Below are 21,005 nucleotides of genomic sequence, written 5' to 3'. Positions count from 1 at the left end.
AGGTGTTGTGGCTTGGCGATACAGGATAGGAGGATTGCTGAAGCTGATGACGCCAGCTTCAGCGATAGGTGTTCCTCACATAAGCACGGAGTTGTTTACTGAAACGATAAGCTAAATCCAGCTAATTCGAGTAATTGCGCTTCGCGCTCTAGATCGGCATGCAGTAGTTGCTGGTTGTCGAGGGTCTCTGCGGCAAATTGCAGCGACATGGTTTTGCCATCAACGGCTACCGCCTGCGGTTGTTCGTACCCTTTGCGACCCAAATTCAACAACACCGCGATGCGCAAGATGCGTATTAAGCGAATTAAGGTTTTGTCCTTAAATAGCTCTTCGATCGGTAGTAGTTGGTTCAGTTGCAGTTTTTTACGGTGGAACCGTACTAAATTGGCCAACACCAACTGCTCATCGCGATTAAAGCCGGGCAAGTCGCTATTCTCAATGATATAGGCTGAGTGGCGTTGAATTGCTGATGAATTGATGTCCAAGCCGACTTCATGAAGGTAAGCCGCGTGGCGAATTAAACTGAGTGATGAAGCTGGAAGCGCCCACGGTTGTTGCAGTTGCCGCCACAGCCAAATGGCGACTTCCGCGACTCGCTGGGCCTGGGTGGCGTCAACATTGTACCTTGCCATCAAGCTCTCGCGGGTGCGACGCCTGACATCACTGTGCTCCATGCCGCCGTGCATTTCATATAACACCCCTTCGCGCAGGGCGGCAGCTGAATAGCGAATTTCAGCGATATCGAATGCGCCGACAATGGCGGCCATTACCGCCAGACCACCGGCCAAGACCTGCAAACGCTCTTCTGAGATGCCTTTGATGTCGATGTTGGTTTGTTTCTCAATCAGCAGTTTTTGCAGATCTTTCAGGCTGTCGCTGGTAATGGCGCTGTGGCCCATTTCCTGAGCGCAGGCGGCGAGGGCAGAAGCGGTACCGGATGTCGCCAGTACCTGCCCCCAGCCAACTCGGCTAAAGCTATCGATCACCGGCTCTAATCGCTGCTGTGCTGCTAGCGTTGCTTTTTTGAACGCTTGCTTGGTAATGCCGTTGGCGAAAAATTGCTTGGTAAAACTGACACATCCCATGGTGCGGCTGGTTAGGCGCAAGACTTGATGATTTTGCCCTAAAGCCAATTCAGTGCTGCCGCCGCCGATGTCGATGACTAAGGTTTTAGCATCGGTCATTTCGGCATTGCTGACGGCTTTGTAAATCAATCGGGCCTCTTCATGGCCAGAAATTACTTCGACCGGATGAGATAAGATCGCCTCGGCTTGGGCAAGGAAATCTCGGGCATTCTTAGCTTTACGTAAGGTATGTGTGGCGACAATGCGAACATTGGCGGTGTCGAAAGGCTGCAATCGCTCATTAAAGCGACTGAGAGATTCAAGGCCACGCTGAAAGGCTGCTTGATCGAGTTTTTTGTTGTCATCCAGCCCGGCGGCGAGCCGGACTTTTTCTTTGTGACGGCTAAGGATCTGCAAGTTGCCCTCGACAATTCGGGCAATCACCATATGAAAGCTATTGGAGCCGAGATCGAGTGCAACCAGCACATTGTCTGCGTTTGCGGTATCTATCGAGTTACTTTCCACGTCCTTTTGACTTCTCTTCATATGCTTTTAAGTAATCGTGAGTGGCAATCTGTGAGCGAATTTTCTTTTTGTTACCTCTAGGTTTATAAGGGTTTGTTTGCTCAATGTCGATAACTCGTGCTTTGGTTCGATCGCTCCATTGCAGTTCGAGAATGTCGAGAATCACTTTTTTCATTTTAGTGTCGTAGACAGGAACGCCGACTTCGACCCGATTCTCGATATTGCGCGTCATCCAATCAGCCGACGAAATAAAGGTCTCGTATTCGCCGTTTGCGCGGAAACTAAAGACCCGCGGGTGCTCAAGAAAACGGTCGACAATACTGATGGCTTGAATATTTTCACTGTAGCCAGCAAGGCCAGGTACTAAGCTGCACATGCCACGGACAATGATCCGGATCTTCACCCCGGCGTTGCTTGCGGAGTAAAGCCGATTGACGATGCCAACATCAACCAAGTTATTCACTTTAATAAATATTTCTGCTTTTTTGCCCTGTTGGGCGTAATCAATTTCTTGATCGATCAGGCGATAAAGGCGGCGCCGAGTGTCGTTGGGGCTGACGATCAAATGCTTGAAACGATAGCGTTTGTAAGCGTGCTGAATGAAATTAAAGACGTTGGCGACTTCGTCATTGATTTCGACATGTTTGGTGAACAAGCTGAAATCGGTATAAATGCGGGCTGTTTTCTCATGGAAGTTGCCGGTACCAATGTGGCAATAGTTGACATCTTCGCCATCTTCGGTGCGGGTAATTTGGCACAGTTTGGTATGGCATTTTAATGCCGGAACGCCGAATTCTACTTTGATCCCCGCTTCGGTGAGGGTTCGGGCCCAGTCGATGTTGGCTTCCTCATCAAAGCGCGCGCGCAGCTCTACGACTACAGTGACGCGTTTACCATTTTCAGCTGCATCGATCAATGATTTGATGACCTGGCTGTTTTTGGCGACCCGATAAATGCTGATTTTGATTGCTTTTACCGCCGGGTCGAATGCACCTTGGCGCATGAATTCGGTGAAGTAACGAAACTTGTGATACGGGTAATACAGCAAAATATCGCCTTCACTGATTGCTTCAAAGGCGGTGGTGTGGCGATCGAAGTGAGCGCTGTCTAATGCCCGCAGTTTGGGGTTTTCTAAATAAGCTCGGCCAACGTTAGGGAAGCCAATAAAATCGCGGAAGTTATGGTATCGGCCGCCAGGGATCACTGAGTCGTAGGACGAGATACCTAGCTTGTACTTGATGAGCTCAACCATTGCCGTTGGCATTTCACGATCGTGAACGAAGCGCACGGGTTTACCCGTTAAGCGTTGTTTTAAGCCGCCAGACATTTGCTCGAGGATCGATTGGTCGACATCTTCACTTAAATCGAAATCGGCATCGCGGGTCATTTTGATGGAAAATGCCTGAGCTGATTCGTATTCGAAAAAACCTTGGAAGATGTCATCAAGGCAATAGCGGATCATATTGTCGAGCAAAATCATGCTCTTTTTCTTGCGGCCTTTCTCATAGGGCAAATTCACAAACCGAGAAACGCGATCCGAAGGAACTTCAATCAGTGCGTAGCGAATGTTGTCTGCCGATTTCAGCTCGACTACGAGGTAGGTTAAGTCGTCTTGCAACACGCGAGTCAGGTCGACTTTCTCACTGACGATAATTGGCGCTACATGGGGCAACACATTGTCGCGAAAGTACTTGCGCAACCAGCGTCCATGCGCCTCAGATACCTGCTCTTCGTTAATCAAAAAGATGTTGTGGCGAGCGAGGCCAATGATGATATCCATGTAGGCTTCGTCAAAACCCTGATTCAACTTCAGCACTTTTTGCTGGATCTCGGTCATCAGCTTTTTGGTTTTGTCGCTTTTCGGGCCGGGTCCTTCAATCAAGATACGGCGGCGAACATTCGCCACCCGTACACGGAAAAACTCATCGAGGTTATTGGAGAAGATCCCCAAAAAGCGCACTCGCTCAATGATTGGAACTGTTTTGTCGGCCGCCTCCTGCAACACTCGCTCATTAAATGATAACCAGCTTAATTCCTTTTCGACGTGCAGTTTTGGGTGGCTCATGTTGTCCTCTGGAGATAAAAAAATAGCGGCCTATTCTAAGGCCATCGCTCAATCAGTTTGATGACGCTTTTATGTCACGCGAGGTTTACACTGCGTCTTGGTCAATCATTAGATCGTCAGACAGTGCTTCGAGTGCTGCCCAGACATCGTCTGCGCTCAGCTGGGCAGGCAGCGCCACACTGATCCGCGCTTGGAATAAATTGCCGCCGAAGTGGGCAGCGGGCTGGCATTCGGTTTCAAGTAACAACACATTGGTTTGCAGTTTTGCCAAGCAAGCAGAGACTTGTTGCACGATGCCGGGGCGGTCGTTGGCGGTGACCACGAACTCCAGTGTTGGCGTGGTCGTGGTTTCTTCCGAAACGCCATCGGCGACATGAATCGTTAAATTATTCAGCTGGTTAAGTTCAGCGGTGAGCGACGCTAATTGATCTTCCGGCAAACTCGCCTCGACGATGCCAGCAAATTGTCCGGCCATTAAACTCATGCTGGAACCGAGCCAATTACCTTGGTGGTTAATGAGGCATTTTGACACGTCATCAACAATGCCTGAACGGTCGGGGCCAATAATGGAAATAACGATGGTTTTCATCAAGATTGCTCCGCTACTTTGATTGTAATTATGGCTTTATTCGATGAATCGCAACGGTTGTGCTGGTTGTTAATTGACCAGTTAGTCAAGGTTTGCACTTGGGGCGATTACTAAACAAATTCAGTCTAATAGATTTATTAATAAAATCAGCATGATTTAACCCTGATTTTGATGTGTATAGGGCTCACCGGAATAAACTTTATTTACCTACCGATCTGTAACAAAACTGTCATATTGCAAAAATATAATCCCCCCAGCTTTATTCACTTTGAGGTTCAAAATGGCCGACTCCGCTCATAACTTATTAGCGGCCAGTCGTGTGCGCCTGATAAAAGATCGTATTGCCCGCTACGGTGTAACCGCTGGCGGTGTTATGGTTTTGGTGGCACTACTGCTGATCTTCTTTTATCTGCTCTATGTTGTGTTCCCTGTTTTTCGTCCGGTGACGATGGAACAGCACGAAACGTATGCCGTCCCAGGCACAGGTAAAACCCTAGCACTTGGTATCGAAGAGCAAAACGAGATTGGATTTCGTTTGACTGATGATGCGTCTGTGGTCTTTTTCGCTGCGCGTCAGGCAAACAAAGGGTTTAACCCCGGCGATATCGTTAGTGTTGAACAACTATCTGGCTTAACGGGTGAACTTATCGTCACCATGTCGACGCCAGCCAGCCAAACCTATGCCATTGCCGATGAGCAGGGCCAAGCTTTGGTGGTGCGACCTGATTTTCGGGTGACCTTCCCGAATGATGTGCGTCAGTTGACGCCATTTGTCAGTTATCCGCTCGGCGAAGAGCCACTACAAGTTGACCAACAAGGTCAGCCACTCAAGCACTTTGTCTTTGAGCGCGGTGAAACCGAGGCGACGTTCGCCGCGGTGACAGCCGACAACCGCTTGATTGTCACTCGCTTACTTGGCGAAGAAGATTTCATGACCGAGGAAATTGAGTGGCAAGCGGAGTATTACGCGATTCGCACGCAAACTCATGACATCGACCAACTACTTATCACGCCTGACCATCGGATGATGTTTGTTCGTCACGCCAACTTGGTTGATGTTTATGACATTAGCCAACCGGATGCCGGCATTAGCCGCCTGCAAACCCTTGATTTTGGCAACACCAAACTCACCTACATGGATTTGTTGTCTGGTGCGTCGTCGATCATGATTGCCGAGCAGGGCGGTACTGTTAGCCAATGGTTCCAGGTGCTGACCGAGCAAGGTCGCGAATTTACCCGGATCCGTGATTTTGATGCCGGTGGCAACGTGAGCATTATGACATCTGAGTTTTTCCGTCGTGGCTTCATGGCGGGAACCACCGATGGTCAGTTGTCGCTGTTCCACTCGACTGGCGACACTCGTTTGGTGAGCAAGCAGTTGGCAGAAGACAGCATCGATCAGATTGTATTCTCACCTCGTGCTGATTCTGCACTATTGCAAGAAGCTGGACAGATTAGTTATGTCGACATCTACAACCCGCATCCAGAAGTAACTTGGAGCGCGTTGTGGCAAGAGGTTTGGTACGAAGGTTACAAAGAGCCAGATTATATTTGGCAGTCAACCTCTGGTAGTGACGACTTCGAAGCCAAAATGTCATTGGTGCCAATTTCGTTCGGTACCATCAAAGCGGCTTTCTACGCCATGCTATTTGCGGTGCCTTTGGCTTTGGCGGGGGCAATCTATACCGCTTATTTCATGGCACCGGAGATGCGCACCTATGTCAAACCAACCGTCGAAATCATGGAGGCATTACCAACGGTTATTCTTGGTTTCCTCGCCGGTCTTTGGTTAGCACCACTGATTGAAGGGAATCTGCCGGGCGTGATGACCTTGCTGATTGTCTTGCCTGCCGGTTTCTTGGCCGCTGCTTGGGGCTTTCACAAGCTGCCAAAAAATATCAAGCAGCGCTTACCCGAAGGCTGGGATGCAGCGGTGTTGATTCCCGTGGTGATCTTCTTAGGTTGGTTCAGTTTTGCCATCAGCCCAACACTAGAAATGTGGTTGATGGGTGGTGATGCACGTGGCTACATCACCAATGAATTGGGCATTAGCTTTGACCAGCGCAACTCCTTGGTGGTTGGTATTGCCATGGGCTTTGCTGTCATTCCGACGATTTTCTCGATTGCAGAGGATGCCGTATTCAGCGTGCCGCGTCATTTGTCCAATGGTTCATTGGCATTGGGTGCAACACCATGGCAAACCTTGACCCGAGTTGTGCTGTTGACGGCAAGTCCGGGTATTTTCTCGGCGGTAATGATGGGCTTAGGCCGCGCCGTAGGCGAAACCATGATCGTATTGATGGCGACCGGTAATACACCACTGATGGACTGGAGCATCTTCCAGGGCATGCGGACCTTGTCGGCTAATATCGCGGTTGAAATGCCTGAGTCTGAGGTCGGTAGCTCGCATTATCGCGTGCTGTTCTTGTCAGCCTTTGTGCTGTTTATCGTGACCTTTGTATTCAACACTATTTCTGAATTTGTCCGCCAGCGTCTGCGTGACAAGTACAGCAATATGTAAGCTGAGCGAGACGGAGATTATTTAGATGAAAACTTGGTTTAAGTCTGGCTCACCCTGGGTTTGGATGACGGCTGGTACCGTCAGTATTAGCCTGGTGGCCGTATTAGGCTTGTTATTGCTGATTGCTTGGCGTGGCTTGATCTACTTTTGGCCTGCGGCGATTTATCAATTCGAAGTGCGCGACCAGCTTGGCAACGTCACTACTGTGGTTGGCGAAATTCACGACCGTGAACAAGTCACCGTGTTGCAGTTGCGCGAATCTGGTCGCGAAATCGACGGCGCACCAACCGACCTGGTGACCCGTTATCTGGTGAAAACCGGTAACCGTGAGTTTGTTGACTTGGATTTCCGTTGGATCCTTGAAACCGACATTATCTCGCGTAGCCAGCCGACCAATATGGCGCGGGTTGAGCGTACCAAAAACGGCAATTTCTACGGTCAAATCGAAGCCGTTTTGGAGCAAGGCAAACCAGTGGCTGGCGATGTCGCTGAAGTTCTAGAGCAGCGCATTGCCCGCGTTGCTGAACTGACTGATGGCATGGCTGACATTCAGCACAGTGACATTGGCGGTATCAACTACAAGCTGGAAAAAATTCGTTTGCGCGAGCGTGGTGATGAATTGCGCGACCGCTTAACGCAAGATCGCATTGACGATTACAACGCCCAGCGCGAAGCCTTACGCACGGAATATCTTGGCTACGAAAAAGAGCTATTTGCACTGCGTGAAGAAACCGAGCGCGATAGTGTCGTTATCAAAGACATGCGCGGCGAGTCGGTTAGCATCTCCATGAAGTATGTGCTGGATGTGATTTACCCGAATGACATGAGTGTGCTGGCAAAAGCGGGCCACTGGTTCATTGAGGTTGGTAAATTCATCAGCAGCGAACCGCGCGAAGCCAATACCGAAGGTGGCGTGTTCCCGGCAATCTTTGGCACCGTGTTCATGGTGATGTTGATGGCTGTGGTGGTGACGCCATTTGGTGTTGTCGCGGCAATTTATCTGCACGAATATGCTGGCAAAAACGCCCTGACTAAAATCATTCGCACCGCAGTGATTAACTTAGCTGGTGTGCCATCGATTGTTTATGGCGTATTTGGTTTGGGCTTTTTCGTCTACGTCATGGGTGGCAGCATCGACCAATTGTTCTACCCAGAGGCGCTGCCGTCACCAACGTTTGGTACCCCTGGCATGATGTGGTCGGCATTGACCCTGGCAATCTTGACCTTGCCGGTGGTGATTGTCTCGACCGAAGAAGGTTTGTCGCGGATCCCGTCGACTGTTCGTCAGGGTAGTTTGGCCTTGGGTGCGACCAAAGCCGAAACACTGTGGCGCATTATCTTGCCAATGGCATCGCCTGCAATTATGACCGGTTTGATTCTGGCGGTTGCTCGTGCTGCCGGTGAAGTTGCACCACTGATGCTGGTGGGTGTGGTTAAAATGGCCCCAACCTTACCGGTGGATGGCAATTTCCCATTTATTCACTTAGACCGTAAGTTTATGCACTTGGGTTTCCACATCTATGATGTGGGCTTCCAAAGCCCGAACGTTGAAGCGGCTCGCCCTCTGGTTTATGCCACCTCCTTCTTGTTGGTGACTGTAATCGTAGGCTTGAACATTACCGCTATTGGCATTCGCAATCACTTGCGTGAAAAATACCGCTCGCTTGAGCACTAAGAACAGTATTTGATTAGAGGACATCTCCTGATGATCACAGTAACACCAACTGGCTCAACAGCGACCCGAGATTTATCGGCATTGACCGATGCTGAAACTGCGTTGGAAATTAAAAATCTAGATTTGTACTACGGCAACAAGCAGGCGCTGTATGACGTCAGCATGAAGATCCCAAAAAATCAGGTGACCGCCTTTATTGGCCCGTCTGGTTGCGGTAAATCAACCTTGCTGCGCTGTATTAATCGGATGAATGATCTGGTGGACATTTGCCGGATTGAAGGTGAAATTCTGCTGCACGGCCAGAATATTTACGATCGCAAAGTCGATGTGGCAGCGCTCCGCCGCGGCGTTGGTATGGTATTCCAGCGCCCAAATCCATTCCCGAAAAGCATCTACGAGAATGTGGTTTACGGCTTGCGTCTGCAGGGCATTAAAGACCGTCGAGTACTCGATGAAGCGGTTGAACGCTCGTTGCGTGGTGCCGCCCTTTGGGATGAAGTGAAAGATCGCTTAAATGACAATGCATTCGGCCTCTCCGGTGGTCAGCAGCAGCGCTTAGTCATTGCTCGCGCCATTGCCATTGAGCCAGAAGTCTTGTTGTTGGACGAACCCACATCAGCATTGGACCCGATTTCAACACTGACCATTGAAGAGCTGATTAATGATTTGAAGAAGCAGTTTACTGTTGTCATTGTCACGCACAACATGCAACAGGCGGCTCGGGTTTCCGATCAGACCGCGTTCATGTACATGGGTGAGATGGTCGAATATTCAGACACCAACACGCTGTTCACAACGCCAGCGAAGAAGAAAACTGAAGATTATATTACTGGCCGATACGGCTAAGCATTGCCATTGCTTTGCACAATAGAGGAATTACCGTGGATACAGGTCATTTAAACAAACACATTTCTGGCCAGTTTAATGAAGAGCTAGAAAACGTTCGAAGCCAAATTCTGGCAATGGGCGGTTTGGTTGAGCAGCAACTGATGGATGTGTTAACTGCTGCCCGTGATAAGAACAGTGATTTGGCCCATGAAGTCATTAACAATGACGTCAAGGTCAATAATTTTGAAATGGAAATCGATCAGGAATGCACCCGCATTATTGCCAAGCGTCAGCCTACAGCGAGCGACTTGCGCCTGATGATGACAATTGTCAAAACCATTACTGATTTAGAGCGTATTGGCGACTTAGCAGAGTCCATTGCTAAAGCCTCGCTTCGTTCTGATATTAGTGCGCCGGATGTGGTGAAGTTCAACCTCGAAGCGATGGGCGAACAAATCGTTAAAATGCTCCGCGAAGTGCTCGATGCGTTTGCTCGGATGGATGTTAAAGCGGCTTGGCAGGTTCACTTGCATGACAAGAAAATTGACTCCTTGCATGAAGGGATTGTGCGTCAGTCATTGACTTACATGATGGGCGATTCGCGTTCGATTCCGCAAATGCTCGACTTGATGTCAATTAGCCGAGCACTTGAGCGAGTCGGTGATCACTGCACCAACATCTCCGAATATGTTGTCTACAACGTCACTGGCAAGGATATTCGCCACACTTCAGCGGTAGAGATTGCATCGATTATTGACCAGCAATAACGATCTAGTGACGGTTACCAAAGCCCTGCATAGCAGGGCTTTGTTGTTTTTGTGGTGTGCTAAAAAACATCGGGGACGATGGTTTGATCGCCATGGGGCGCTCTGACATAGCCACTTTTATCGATCTTCGGCAAGATGATGTTGTCGTATTGAATTTTTTTATAGGGGATCTGCTGAATAAAGTGGCTGATGCAGTTTAGGCGCAACCGCCGCTTATCATCTGATTGAACCACGAACCAAGGTGATTGCTTGGTATCGGTGTACTTGAACATGTCGTCTTTAGCTGCCGAATATTCAGCCCATTTGGCCCGAGACTCAAGATCCATGGGGGAGAATTTCCAACGCTTGATGGGGTTTTTAATCCGCTCCTGAAAACGCTTTTCCTGCTCGTCGTCAGAGACCGAGAACCAATACTTAATCAGAATAATGCCACTGCGGATCAGCATGCGCTCAAATTCTGGGCAAGAGCGCATAAATTCGTCGTATTCGTCATCGCTACAGAAACCCATGACGCGCTCAACGCCAGCGCGGTTGTACCAAGAGCGGTCAAATAGCACAATTTCACCAGCGGCTGGCAAGTGTTTTACGTAGCGTTGAAAGTACCACTGGGTGCGTTCTCGCTCGGTTGGCACGCCAAGAGCGACAACCCGACAAACCCTAGGGTTGAGCTTTTCGGTGATCCGCTTAATGGTGCCGCCTTTGCCCGAGGCATCACGACCTTCAAAGACCACCGCGACTTTCAAGCCCTGCGTCTTAACCCATTCTTGCAAGTGAACGAGTTCAACTTGTAATCGCTGTAGCTCGGCTTCGTACTTTTTCTTGTCCAGTTTAGGCAATTGCTTTTGCTTTTTGTCGCCTTCCATTTGCTACCTCTTTGTCACCAAAAGACTGTGTATTCACTATAGCCCGATGGCAAAAGGAGTGAGAAGCGTTGTTATCAGGCTGTGTGCTGCGGCAAAAAAAAACACCTTTTGTAAAATTTTACATGTGTAAATGCGCAAATTATCGGGTGTGATGACTGTTTTAGAGTTAAGACTCTAAGTTGTTTTTGAAATAGGCTGTGGCTGTTTTAAGCCAACAAATCTAGGGAGTTAGCACTTTTAATTGTGGCTGAGGAAGCGCTTGGTGGGGAGTGCAGAGCGTTTGAATAGTCGCTCTAGTAAATTTTAATGTGTAGTAAATTTACGTAATTAAATTTAATTTTGATCAAATGCTTGTCAGGCTTGTTTGTTCCATTTATAACCAAAATGGCTCGTTAAGGAGATTGCTATCACCACTGGATTATATCTATGTGAGTGAAAATAAATAAAAAAAGAATCTTCAATTTTTGCTTTGGATAATTTTTGTTCGACTAATGGCTAATGGAAAGAATCCAAAACTTGAACGAGATTGTAGTTGTAAGATTACAAATGTTTTGACGCGACGCTAAATACAAACTACCAAAATGCCCAATTAAGAGGCGTAAATAAAACCGAGAAGAGGACGCACCATGTCTTTAACACGTGAACAACAAATAGCTGCGATTGAACAAGACTGGCTCACTAACCCACGCTGGAAGGGCGTGACGCGAACGTACAGCGCTGAAGATGTGGTTAACCTGCGCGGATCGTTTGTACCGAGAAATGATTTAGCTCAGCGTGGCGCTGATAAGTTATGGCAACTGATCAACGGCGATGCCAAAAAAGGTTACGTCAATTGCCTCGGAGCATTGACCGGCGGGCAGGCGGTACAGCAAGCCAAAGCAGGGATTGAGGCGATTTATTTGTCTGGCTGGCAGGTTGCTGCAGATGCCAATTTAGCATCAAGCATGTACCCAGATCAGTCGCTGTATCCGGCCAATTCCGTACCTGCGGTGGTCGAACGGATTAACAACTCGTTTGCCCGAGCAGACCAAATTCAATGGTCAAACGGCCAAAGTCCTGAAACCGGCATTGATTACTTCCTGCCAATTGTCGCTGATGCGGAAGCTGGTTTTGGCGGCGTCCTCAATGCCTATGAGTTGATGAAAAACATGATCAATGCTGGTGCTGCTGGTGTTCACTTTGAAGATCAACTGGCATCGGTGAAAAAGTGTGGTCACATGGGAGGCAAGGTACTGGTGCCAACCAAAGAGGCTGTGCAAAAACTGGTTTCTGCCCGACTTGCTGCCGATGTTGCAGGCACAACCACTTTGGTGATTGCTCGTACCGATGCCAACGCTGCCGATTTGCTGACTTCCGATGCCGATCCTTACGATCAGGAGTTTATTACCGGCGAGCGCACTAGCGAGGGCTTTTACCGAGTGACGCCAGGAATCGATCAAGCGATTTCTCGTGGTCTGGCCTACGCCCCATATGCCGACATGGTCTGGTGTGAAACGGCGACGCCGTGTTTGCAAGAAGCGAAGAAATTTGCTGAAGCAATCAAAGCAAAGTATCCCGACCAGATCCTCGCATATAACTGCTCTCCGTCGTTTAACTGGCGCAAGAATTTGGATGACACCACCATTGCCAAGTTCCAGCAAGAGTTGTCAGACATGGGCTACAAGTACCAGTTCATTACTTTAGCGGGCATCCATAACATGTGGTTCAACATGTTTGAATTGGCTCACGCCTATGCTCAAGGTGAAGGCATGCGTCATTACGTTGAAATGGTCCAAGAGCCTGAATTTGCTGCAGCCAACAAAGGCTACACCTTTGTTGCTCATCAGCAAGAAGTTGGCACAGGCTATTTTGATAAGGTCACTAACATTATTCAGGGCGGCCAGTCGTCGGTAACGGCACTAACGGGCAGTACTGAAGAAGCTCAGTTTAGCTGAGCCACCGCGTTCTGATGGCTGCAGCGATTGCTGCGGCCAACGGATCACCTCGTGCACTTTGGGTGACTTTAAGGTCACCCTTTTTTGGTGACATCTAATATCGGTACGATGATTTCTTTGGCAATGTGCTTGGAGCCAGATAGAGTCAGGTGACCGTAATCAAAAGCGAGTAATTCGTCACCATAGGTGACGTGACATGTTCTTTGATCTTCGCTTTCAGGACATATTCGATTAATCACATCAATGTAGGTGACTGAATCTAAATCCGATATCATCTGCGCCATTTTTTCGTTGGTTTTAACCACATTCTGATCTAACTTTTTGCCTGAAATATGGGTTTTGCCATATGAGTGCTTGGCATATACAGCTGGTAAAGACGGATACCACTGAGGCAGAGGTCCGACTAAAACAATCTCTCGGACGCCCAGCGACTTTAATGTGGTAACTGTGTTGGCCCAGTCCATCATCTCGTGTTTGTCTTTATTGGCAATGATCACCGTCTCGGGGCGAATCTTCTTAATTGCCTTCAATGCCAACTCATTAGAAAAGTCGCATGCTCGCCTTAATCTTGAAACACTGCCACGTTTGATCTGAAACGATGATGGACATCCTGAGGAAAATACGCGGTTTATCGTTATGCCCTTGGGAATGTATTGGCGTAATCCGAGTGATATCGAGCTCATATGGGAGTCGCCCCACATGAAAACGCCGCCAGAGCTATTCATGTCTAAACAGTCGCTGAATATACCCATAGATTGATGCTTACGTTGAAATTCTGACACTAAGCAGCCGCCACGAGGCGAATAGTTACCATAGCTGGCGATAAATTGGTTGGCTGGGTGGCTCGACATTTCTCGAAGGTCTTGCGGGACGCCCGCTTTGAGCAGCATATACGAGGAGCATGCGACCAACGCGAAAATGGCATACTTGGCCTTCATATATCGCTTTTGCTCGATGATGTAATAAGACAAGGCTCCGAGAACAAGTGAGGCGACAATGCCAGTTAATAGATAGTAGAACTGCTTTGAAGGGGAAAAATTCAGGTTGTTAATGTAAACCGCTACCGGCCAATGCCAAAGATAGATTGAATAGGACCACAGACCGATAACTTGTAGCGCTTTGTTATTGATAACGATGTTGTCTTTATAGTTGCATTGAAGGATAAAGAAAGCACTGAGGGTCGGCAGTATGGCGAAATATGATGGCCACGGAGTACTTTCATCGAAGACAAACATCGACAGGATGATGGTGAGCAGAGCTCCGTATGAAATCACTTTAGCGTAGCGTCCCAATGACATGGGATAAAAGAACGCGACAGCTCCCAATAACAGCTGCCATGCCCGAGTTGGCAGAAGAAAGTAAGCAGCATCCGCCGATATTCCCGTGGCCACAATGCTGAAAGCAAAGCCTACGGCTGCCCCTGTCAGTACAATAGCCTTAATAAACCGTCTGGATGAAATTTTTGCTAAACCTAGCAAAACTAAAGGGTAAGCGAGGTAAAATTGCCACTCAACGGATAGTGACCAAGTATGTAGCAGCCACTTTTCCATTGCATTGGCTTCAAAGTAACCTGATTCCATCCAGTAAACGTGATTGGAAAAGAATAATAAGCTGCTGTATACGTGCCTTAAAAGGCTATTGAAATCGCCGTTGAGTAACTGAAACCATCCGTAGAGCAGCACAGCTAAACAAACAAATGCCAATGCGGGGATGATGCGATTAGCTCTGGATTGATAGAAGCGTATTAGCGAGAAGCTACTGTTATCTATTGCCGTCATTATTATTTTTGTCATTAAAAATCCTGAAACGACAAAAAAAACATCGACGCCGGCGAAACCACTTGGCAACCATTCATTATTGAAGTGATAGAGAACAACGGCAATGACCGCGACTCCCCTCAGTCCATTGATATCTAGTCGGAATTGATTTGTCTTCATCCCTCTGTGTCCCTGACAAACCCGCGAGATATTTAGTCCTTCTAACTACTCCAAATTGTCACAAAGCGGGGTTATTGATACTGAAAAATCTCACTGCTGAATAAATGTGGTAGCCACCAGCTACCTCGGGTCTTACTTCAAAGCCATTGTTTGAAATAAGTGCAACTGTATTTACTGCTTTGGGTTTGGGACTAGGTCGTTCAATAAACAGCGTTGCTCAACCACTTAAAGCGGGCACTGAGCAATTTGATATTGTTGTTAGAATGATTTACCTGTTACGAGTGACTGCACTCTGATTTATCAGAGCGTCCTCTGTAACGCCATCTGCTAAAAGCCTCGAAATGCACAAAACAACATTTTAATTTGTGGCTATGGCGATCGAACTAGATGGCTGTCTAGACTGCGCCGAACGGCACCAGACACTTTGATTATAATCGAGAGTGTCAAAAAATTGACGTTTTTTTTGATTTTTTTGTGCCGCTAATAATATGCTAGAAATTTCAGTCGGTTAGCTTCTTTTTATTTTTGACAATTTCAAGTTCACCGAGGTTGGTTTTGTTCTCCACAATGCTTTAGCCAATCTTGAAGCCGCTGAATCATTGCTTGATAGTCAACCAAAATCGCCTGTTCTAACTCCGGTTGAAAATCTTGTAAGCACCGAGTTCCAATGGCTGCTAAATCAGCCGGCCGCTTTAACCGTTGGCTGATTCTGCTCAGTGCGTGCAATATTTGTTGCTCGGTTTGATAGCGGCTAAGCCAATCGCCTTGGCTCATCGCTAGCCTGACGTCGTCGTACCGCGGTGCTGTTTGCGGTAAAGGCACCAGTTGCGAGTAGACACTTGCGGCGAAGTCAGGTAAGGGCATGTGGTGAAACTCATGCCAATGCTGGCTGAGTTTATGATCGAGTAGCATGTCGGTTACGATCCCTAAGTAACGGCGCTGACCTTGGGGAAATTGTGGCCTTATCACTTTTAGATAAGGCATCTGCTCGCTGTAGGAATCAACTTTTCTGTGCAATGAAATACCTAATTGCACATCCATCGGAAATTGTTGAAATTGGCGGCCACGGACAAAATCGCCGAGCAAGGCACCGGTGAGGCTGGTATTGGTCAGCGACGCAATATGGAAGTGGGCGAGAAAATTCACGCGTTGTGCTTTTGGGTTAAAACCGACTTGTTATCATACTGCGGCCAAAGCTGGAAAAAATCCAAAAAAAAGCCCGCTACTCTATAGCGGGCAAACCAGAAAAGGCTTCAATAACGTGATTCAGCGAATCAATTGGGGGGAAAAGGCGCGTTGGCGAGGTGGTCACCAACGTCGCACATTTACTTGTTGTAAGCGAAGTTGTATCGCTTAGTTGCAGGTGCCAATTTTGTAGGCTCTTCAGCTGCAGAAATCTGGTCGCCGGAGAGCACTTTGCTGAAAATATCAATCAAAGGTTGCATAGGTTGTGTCCTCCAAAGAACTGTGTTCTCGTTTCGTTGACGTGAATAATAGTGTGACATGCATCACACGTCAAACTTTTTTTGTAATTAAATTACTGTATTTTTCATTTGGGCAGGCCAGAACGCAAAAAAGAGTGATTCTAGTCACTCTTTTTTGGTTGTTTTTGTTGGAATTTTACGGTTATAGCTCGTCTATTGGGTCTGGTACAACATCTTCGGCCATTGTCATTAACTGAATGGCAACTTCAACAAAATCAGAGCCTGTGACCATGCCGACCAGCTTACCGTTATCGACTACGGGTAGGCATCCGAAGCGCTGTCGCTTCAACAGACGAGCAGCCTGAACAACGCCGGTTTTTGGGCTAATGGTATAGGGATGATCTGTCATAATAGAGGAGACAGCTGCGGTGTCCTGCTCATTTGCATCCATTCCTCCGTGCTTCAGAACATCACGTTGACTGATGATACCAAGTAGTCGTTGGTCAGCGTCGATTATCGGGATGTGGCGAATCGGGTGCTCCGACATGAGTTGCTTTGCGTTAGATAGTTGTGCGTCGGGGCCTAGGGTAAATAACTCGGTGTTCATGATTTCATCAACTTGCATTGTCATGAGTCTTCTCCCAGTTGACCGGTACACTTCAAGACTATGACTCTGGCGTATGGCAAAGTTTGATTTACTGCAATAAAGCTACCGATACTCCGGTCAAACCAAAGGCAATCACAATATGTGTATAGGTGATCAAAAAATGAAATTCAGCGTGGCCTTAAAAGCTGTATTGATGTCACTGTGTTGTTTGACGGCCTCGGCTCAGCAGTTATCGACAGAGCCGACAAAAATTATCGGGGGCGAGCCTACAGAGATTACCCGCTACGGTTGGTTGGCATCGATCCAATACATTGGTAATGATGGCCAGTTTATCGATCAATCCCAACATTTTTGCGGCGGCGTGCAAGTGAATTCAGACTGGGTGCTGACCGCAGCGCATTGTTTGACTTCTTTCGGTTTAGGGCCTGACGAGTTAGCGGTGGCAGTCGGGATTGCGCGGCAAGCTCAAGTAAACCGCAGCAACTTAAAACGTGTTGAGCAATTTATTGTTCATCCTCAGTATGACGAACAAACCAACGACAATGACGTCGCGCTGATTAAACTGGCGCAAGCCAATCCGCTCAACGATTACCCCAAACTGGCGACTAGCGCCGCCACTGCTGCCTTGGCTAATGGCGATGATTTGTTAGTGCTGGGATGGGGCGATACTGAAGAACAACAGTCGCCGGTCAATCAGTTGATGCAAGCGACCGTTGCTTATGTTGAGCCACAACAGTGTCGCAGTGAGTTTAACCGCACCGGCGTTGATATTACCGACAACATGCTGTGTGCCGGCGGCAACAATAGTGCTGATACCTGTTTTGGCGACAGTGGCGGGCCCTTGCTCAACCCACTTAACCAGATATTTGGCATTACCAGCTGGGGCATCGAATGTGGCGGGCGATTCCCATCCGGCTATGCGCGGGTCGCCAGTTACCTGCAGTGGATCGATGAAACCACCGCTGGCGTCGTAGCCACTAGTCCTCAATATTTTGGCTTGCTGCCGATTGGCGAGTCAGTCATGCGAACTGTGCTGATCACGAATCAGGCGACGACCACTGCGATCGATCTTGGCCAAGCGGTGCTTGCCGGAAACTCCTACAGCGTTATTACCGATGATTGTTCCAATCAAACCTTATTGGCCCAGCAGCAGTGTGTTCTTGAAGTGCAATTTGATGCCCGCAGCCTGAACTCGACAGCGGGTGTTATTAACATGGAAACCTCAAAAGAGCCGATAGAAATTGATCTGGTCGCCGATGTTGCCGCTATGGTCAGTTTTGATAATGCCGCGGTTCCTGCCGAGCTAACGACATTTGCCTTTGGTCAAAGCCGCTTTGAGCAGCAAGGCGACGCGCTGTTGGCATCGCTGGCTGCGGTCGGCCAAGATGAAACCGATTTGCTCATTCAGTTTGCCGAAGCCGGTCAGGTGTCGCTCAATGTGTCGTTTAGTAACGATGACGGTCAGAGCCTTTGGATCAGCGAACTCAATGGCGATGTCTTGGCCATCTACTCGTCTGAAGATGGTGCATTTGATTATCGAGTTGCCTCCGGCGACATCTTGCAGCTCAACTACTCCGTTACCGAGGTTGGAACAGCGACCATCCGCGATATCGAATTTATTCCAGATCAGGCTCCAGCTGATGATTGCTGCAACAATAATGGCACTAACAATGACACCGGCTCTCAAAGCGGCGGTGGTGGCGGCAGTGTTGGCGCGCTCAGTGTGGTTTGGATTTCGGCTTTATTGTGGACTCGGCGCCAGCGATGGGCTGCTGCTCGGCCAGCAGCGATCGACATCGATTAGTATAATGGGCTGATCACTTGATCCGTTAGCGGTGGCGCTCTAGACTAGCCGCCGCCTAAATTCTGCCCATTGATCTAGATACCGCCGGAGAATCGGATGAAAGTTGCTGATTTCTCGTTTGAATTGCCTGACGAGTTGATTGCCCGCTACCCACAGCCAGACCGCAGTAGTAGCCGATTGCTGTGTCTTGATGGCAACTCCGGCGAACTCAAGCATCGCCAATTTACCGATATTCTCGAGCAGATTAACCCCGGTGACTTGCTGATCTTTAACGATACCCGCGTGATCCCCGCTCGAGCTTTTGGTCGCAAGATCACCGGCGCCAAATTAGAAGTACTGGTTGAGCGCATTATCTCACCGCAGCAAGCGCTTGCTCACGTTCGATGCAGCAAAGCCCCAAAGCCGGGTAGTCAGATTATTCTTGAAGATAAAGTCGAAGTCGCCGTGACCGGCCGTCAAGATGCGTTATTTGAGCTGGCCTTAAGTGATGATCAAAGCTGGCTCGACGTCTTGGAAGACATTGGCCACATGCCATTGCCTCCTTATATTGACCGCCCCGACGAAGACTCTGACCGCGAACGTTATCAAACGGTTTATAACGACAAACCGGGCGCAGTGGCGGCGCCAACCGCGGGTCTTCACTTTACCGATGAGTTGATGGCAGCGATTCAAGCCAAAGGCGCTGACATTGGCTTCGTGACCTTACATGTTGGCGCCGGTACCTTTCAGCCGGTTCGGGTCGATGATGTCAAAGACCACGTCATGCATGCCGAGTGGGCTGACGTCCCTCAGGCTACGGTGGATAAAATCAATCAAACCAGAGCCAATGGTGGCCGAGTGATTGCGGTGGGGACGACGTCGGTTCGTTCACTGGAATCGGCCGCTCAGGCCTGCTTCATCGAAGGGCAAGCGCCAGCTGAGCAACAGCTGCAGCCGTTTTGTCAGGACACCAGCATCTTTATCTACCCTGGCTATCAATTCCAGTTAGTTGATGCCATGGTGACCAACTTTCATTTACCACAATCGACTTTGATCATGTTGATTAGCGCCTTTGCCGGTTATGATCACGTGATGGCGGCTTACAAGGCCGCAGTCGAGCAGCAATACCGCTTTTTTAGTTACGGCGATGCCATGTTCATCAGCCGTAACCAACATTTGTGACAATGCACTGAACGTTGTTACTGACTTCTCTAGAAAGATTGAGTCAGCACCGGACTGTTTTTCCGGTTAGCGAGGATCTATGAAATACGAACTCATCAATACCGATGGCAAAGCCCGTCGTGGCCGTTTGCATTTTGAGCGCGGCACTGTTGAAACGCCGGCTTTCATGCCGGTAGGCACTTACGGCACCGTCAAGGGCATGACCCCAGAAGAGGTGGCTGGAACTGGCGCTGAAATTTTGCTGGGTAACACCTTCCACTTATGGCTGCGGCCGGGCATGGAAATCATGGAAATGCATGGTGACTTGCACGACTTCATGAACTGGCAAGGCCCGATCTTGACCGATTCCGGCGGATTCCAAGTGTTTAGTTTGGGTGCGCTACGCAAAATTACCGAAGAAGGGGTGAGTTTTAGCTCGCCAGTCAATGGCGATAAGATCTTCCTGACGCCGGAAGAATCGATGGAAGTACAAACTTCATTGGGCTCCGATATCGTCATGATCTTCGATGAGTGCACGCCATATCCAGCAACCTTCGATGAAGCGAAAACTTCGATGGAGCTGTCGCTGCGCTGGGCTGAGCGCTGTCGAACTCATTTCGATAAGATTGAAAACCCCAATGCGCTGTTTGGCATTATTCAGGGCGGCATGTATGAGCCACTTCGAGAGGTATCGCTCAAGGGGTTAACCGACATTGGTTTTGATGGCTACGCCATCGGCGGTTTGTCGGTTGGCGAGCCAAAAGAAGACATGATCCGCATTTTGGATCACACCACCCCCTTGATCCCTGAAGATAAGCCCCGATATCTGATGGGAGTCGGCAAGCCCGAAGATCTGGTTGAAGGGGTCCGTCGCGGCGTTGATATGTTCGATTGCGTGATGCCAACCCGAAATGCGCGTAATGGCCATTTGTTTGTCACTGACGGCGTGGTAAAGATCCGCAACGCCAAACACAAGAAAGATACCGGACCGCTTGATCCTGAGTGTGATTGCTATACCTGTAAGAATTACAGTCGCGCATATCTACATCATTTGGACAAATGTAATGAGATTCTGGGTGCTCGCTTGAACACCATCCACAACTTACGTTTTTACCAACGAGTGATGGAAGGTTTGCGGGCGGCGATTGAGCAAGGTAAATTATCCGACTTCGTAACTGATTTTTATGCTCGCCGGGGGCTTCCAGTGCCACCACTTGAGCAACAAAACGAAACTACAACTGACTAACTGTTAAGGAAGTATT

Annotated in this window: 15 protein-coding genes; 8 read left to right on the top strand and 7 right to left on the bottom strand. The window is 48.7% G+C overall.

All coding sequences use genetic code 11. The features are described from left to right. Positions 1-95 precede the first annotated feature (95 nt). The 3 genes from IC617_RS13045 to IC617_RS13035 all read right to left on the bottom strand — a co-directional run bounded on the left by IC617_RS13045 (position 96) and on the right by IC617_RS13035 (position 4,243). The gene (locus IC617_RS13045; RefSeq protein ID WP_191145431.1) at positions 96-1,589 is read right to left on the bottom strand and encodes a Ppx/GppA phosphatase family protein; all 1,494 of its coding nucleotides are present in this window, start codon (positions 1,587-1,589) and stop codon (positions 96-98) included. Further along, entirely contained in the window at positions 1,579-3,654 is a 2,076-nt protein-coding gene (gene ppk1 / locus IC617_RS13040) for a polyphosphate kinase 1 (RefSeq protein ID WP_191145430.1), read from the bottom strand. The genes IC617_RS13045 and ppk1 overlap by 11 nt, the downstream gene beginning before the upstream one ends. Positions 3,655-3,739: 85 nt before the next feature. Further along, a complete protein-coding gene (locus IC617_RS13035; protein ID WP_224745995.1) occupies positions 3,740-4,243 on the bottom strand; it encodes a glycine cleavage system transcriptional repressor in 504 nt (167 codons plus the stop codon). A 280-nt stretch (positions 4,244-4,523) separates the two neighbouring features. Here IC617_RS13035 and IC617_RS13030 point away from each other — a divergent pair, with 280 nt between their 5' ends. The 4 genes from IC617_RS13030 to phoU are packed head-to-tail and all read left to right on the top strand — an operon-like array spanning position 4,524 to position 10,034. Beyond that, positions 4,524-6,764, top strand: coding sequence for an ABC transporter permease subunit (locus IC617_RS13030; protein ID WP_191145428.1), 2,241 nt, complete (start codon positions 4,524-4,526; stop codon positions 6,762-6,764). Between the two features lie 25 nt (positions 6,765-6,789). Further along, positions 6,790-8,439, top strand: coding sequence for a phosphate ABC transporter permease PstA (gene pstA, locus IC617_RS13025; RefSeq protein WP_191145427.1), 1,650 nt, complete (start codon positions 6,790-6,792; stop codon positions 8,437-8,439). A gap of 30 nt (positions 8,440-8,469) precedes the next feature. Beyond that, a complete protein-coding gene (gene pstB / locus IC617_RS13020; RefSeq protein WP_191145426.1) occupies positions 8,470-9,285 on the top strand; it encodes a phosphate ABC transporter ATP-binding protein PstB in 816 nt (271 codons plus the stop codon). A gap of 35 nt (positions 9,286-9,320) precedes the next feature. Beyond that, positions 9,321-10,034, top strand: coding sequence for a phosphate signaling complex protein PhoU (phoU, locus tag IC617_RS13015; RefSeq protein WP_191145425.1), 714 nt, complete (start codon positions 9,321-9,323; stop codon positions 10,032-10,034). A 59-nt stretch (positions 10,035-10,093) separates the two neighbouring features. On the opposite strand, the gene ppk2 is transcribed toward phoU, so the two are convergent. Continuing rightward, positions 10,094-10,897 (bottom strand): polyphosphate kinase 2, encoded by an 804-nt coding sequence (gene ppk2, locus IC617_RS13010; protein WP_191145424.1) that lies wholly within the window; start codon positions 10,895-10,897, stop codon positions 10,094-10,096. A gap of 626 nt (positions 10,898-11,523) precedes the next feature. Here ppk2 and aceA point away from each other — a divergent pair. Beyond that, positions 11,524-12,831: an isocitrate lyase gene (aceA, locus tag IC617_RS13005; RefSeq protein WP_191145423.1), complete on the top strand. Its 1,308-nt coding sequence runs from the start codon at positions 11,524-11,526 to the stop codon at positions 12,829-12,831. A gap of 74 nt (positions 12,832-12,905) precedes the next feature. Here aceA and IC617_RS13000 read toward each other — a convergent pair whose 3' ends face one another. From IC617_RS13000 to IC617_RS12990, 3 genes are all read right to left on the bottom strand, one after another. Then, complete coding sequence (locus tag IC617_RS13000; protein WP_191145422.1) at positions 12,906-14,768, bottom strand: acyltransferase family protein; 1,863 nt, start codon at positions 14,766-14,768, stop codon at positions 12,906-12,908. A 540-nt stretch (positions 14,769-15,308) separates the two neighbouring features. Next, positions 15,309-15,914: an acyl carrier protein phosphodiesterase gene (locus IC617_RS19095; RefSeq protein ID WP_191145421.1), complete on the bottom strand. Its 606-nt coding sequence runs from the start codon at positions 15,912-15,914 to the stop codon at positions 15,309-15,311. 480 nt (positions 15,915-16,394) lie between these two features. Beyond that, positions 16,395-16,823, bottom strand: a complete 429-nt coding sequence (locus tag IC617_RS12990; RefSeq protein WP_191145420.1) for a CBS domain-containing protein — start codon at positions 16,821-16,823, stop codon at positions 16,395-16,397. A gap of 136 nt (positions 16,824-16,959) precedes the next feature. On the opposite strand from IC617_RS12990, the gene IC617_RS12985 reads away from it, so the two are divergent. From IC617_RS12985 to tgt, 3 genes are all read left to right on the top strand, one after another. Continuing rightward, on the top strand, positions 16,960-18,603 hold the full coding sequence (locus IC617_RS12985; RefSeq protein WP_191145419.1) for a serine protease: 1,644 nt from the start codon (positions 16,960-16,962) through the stop codon (positions 18,601-18,603). 96 nt (positions 18,604-18,699) lie between these two features. After that, entirely contained in the window at positions 18,700-19,764 is a 1,065-nt protein-coding gene (queA, locus tag IC617_RS12980) for a tRNA preQ1(34) S-adenosylmethionine ribosyltransferase-isomerase QueA (RefSeq protein WP_191145418.1), read from the top strand. Positions 19,765-19,843: 79 nt separating this feature from the next. Beyond that, entirely contained in the window at positions 19,844-20,989 is a 1,146-nt protein-coding gene (gene tgt / locus IC617_RS12975) for a tRNA guanosine(34) transglycosylase Tgt (protein WP_191145417.1), read from the top strand. Positions 20,990-21,005 lie beyond the last annotated feature (16 nt).

It is taken from the genome of Neiella litorisoli (assembly GCF_014773395.1).
GTDB lineage: Bacteria > Pseudomonadota > Gammaproteobacteria > Enterobacterales > Neiellaceae > Neiella > Neiella litorisoli.
The sequence above is the reverse complement of the archived record's forward strand: the minus strand, read 5'-3'. Positions and strand labels throughout refer to the sequence as shown.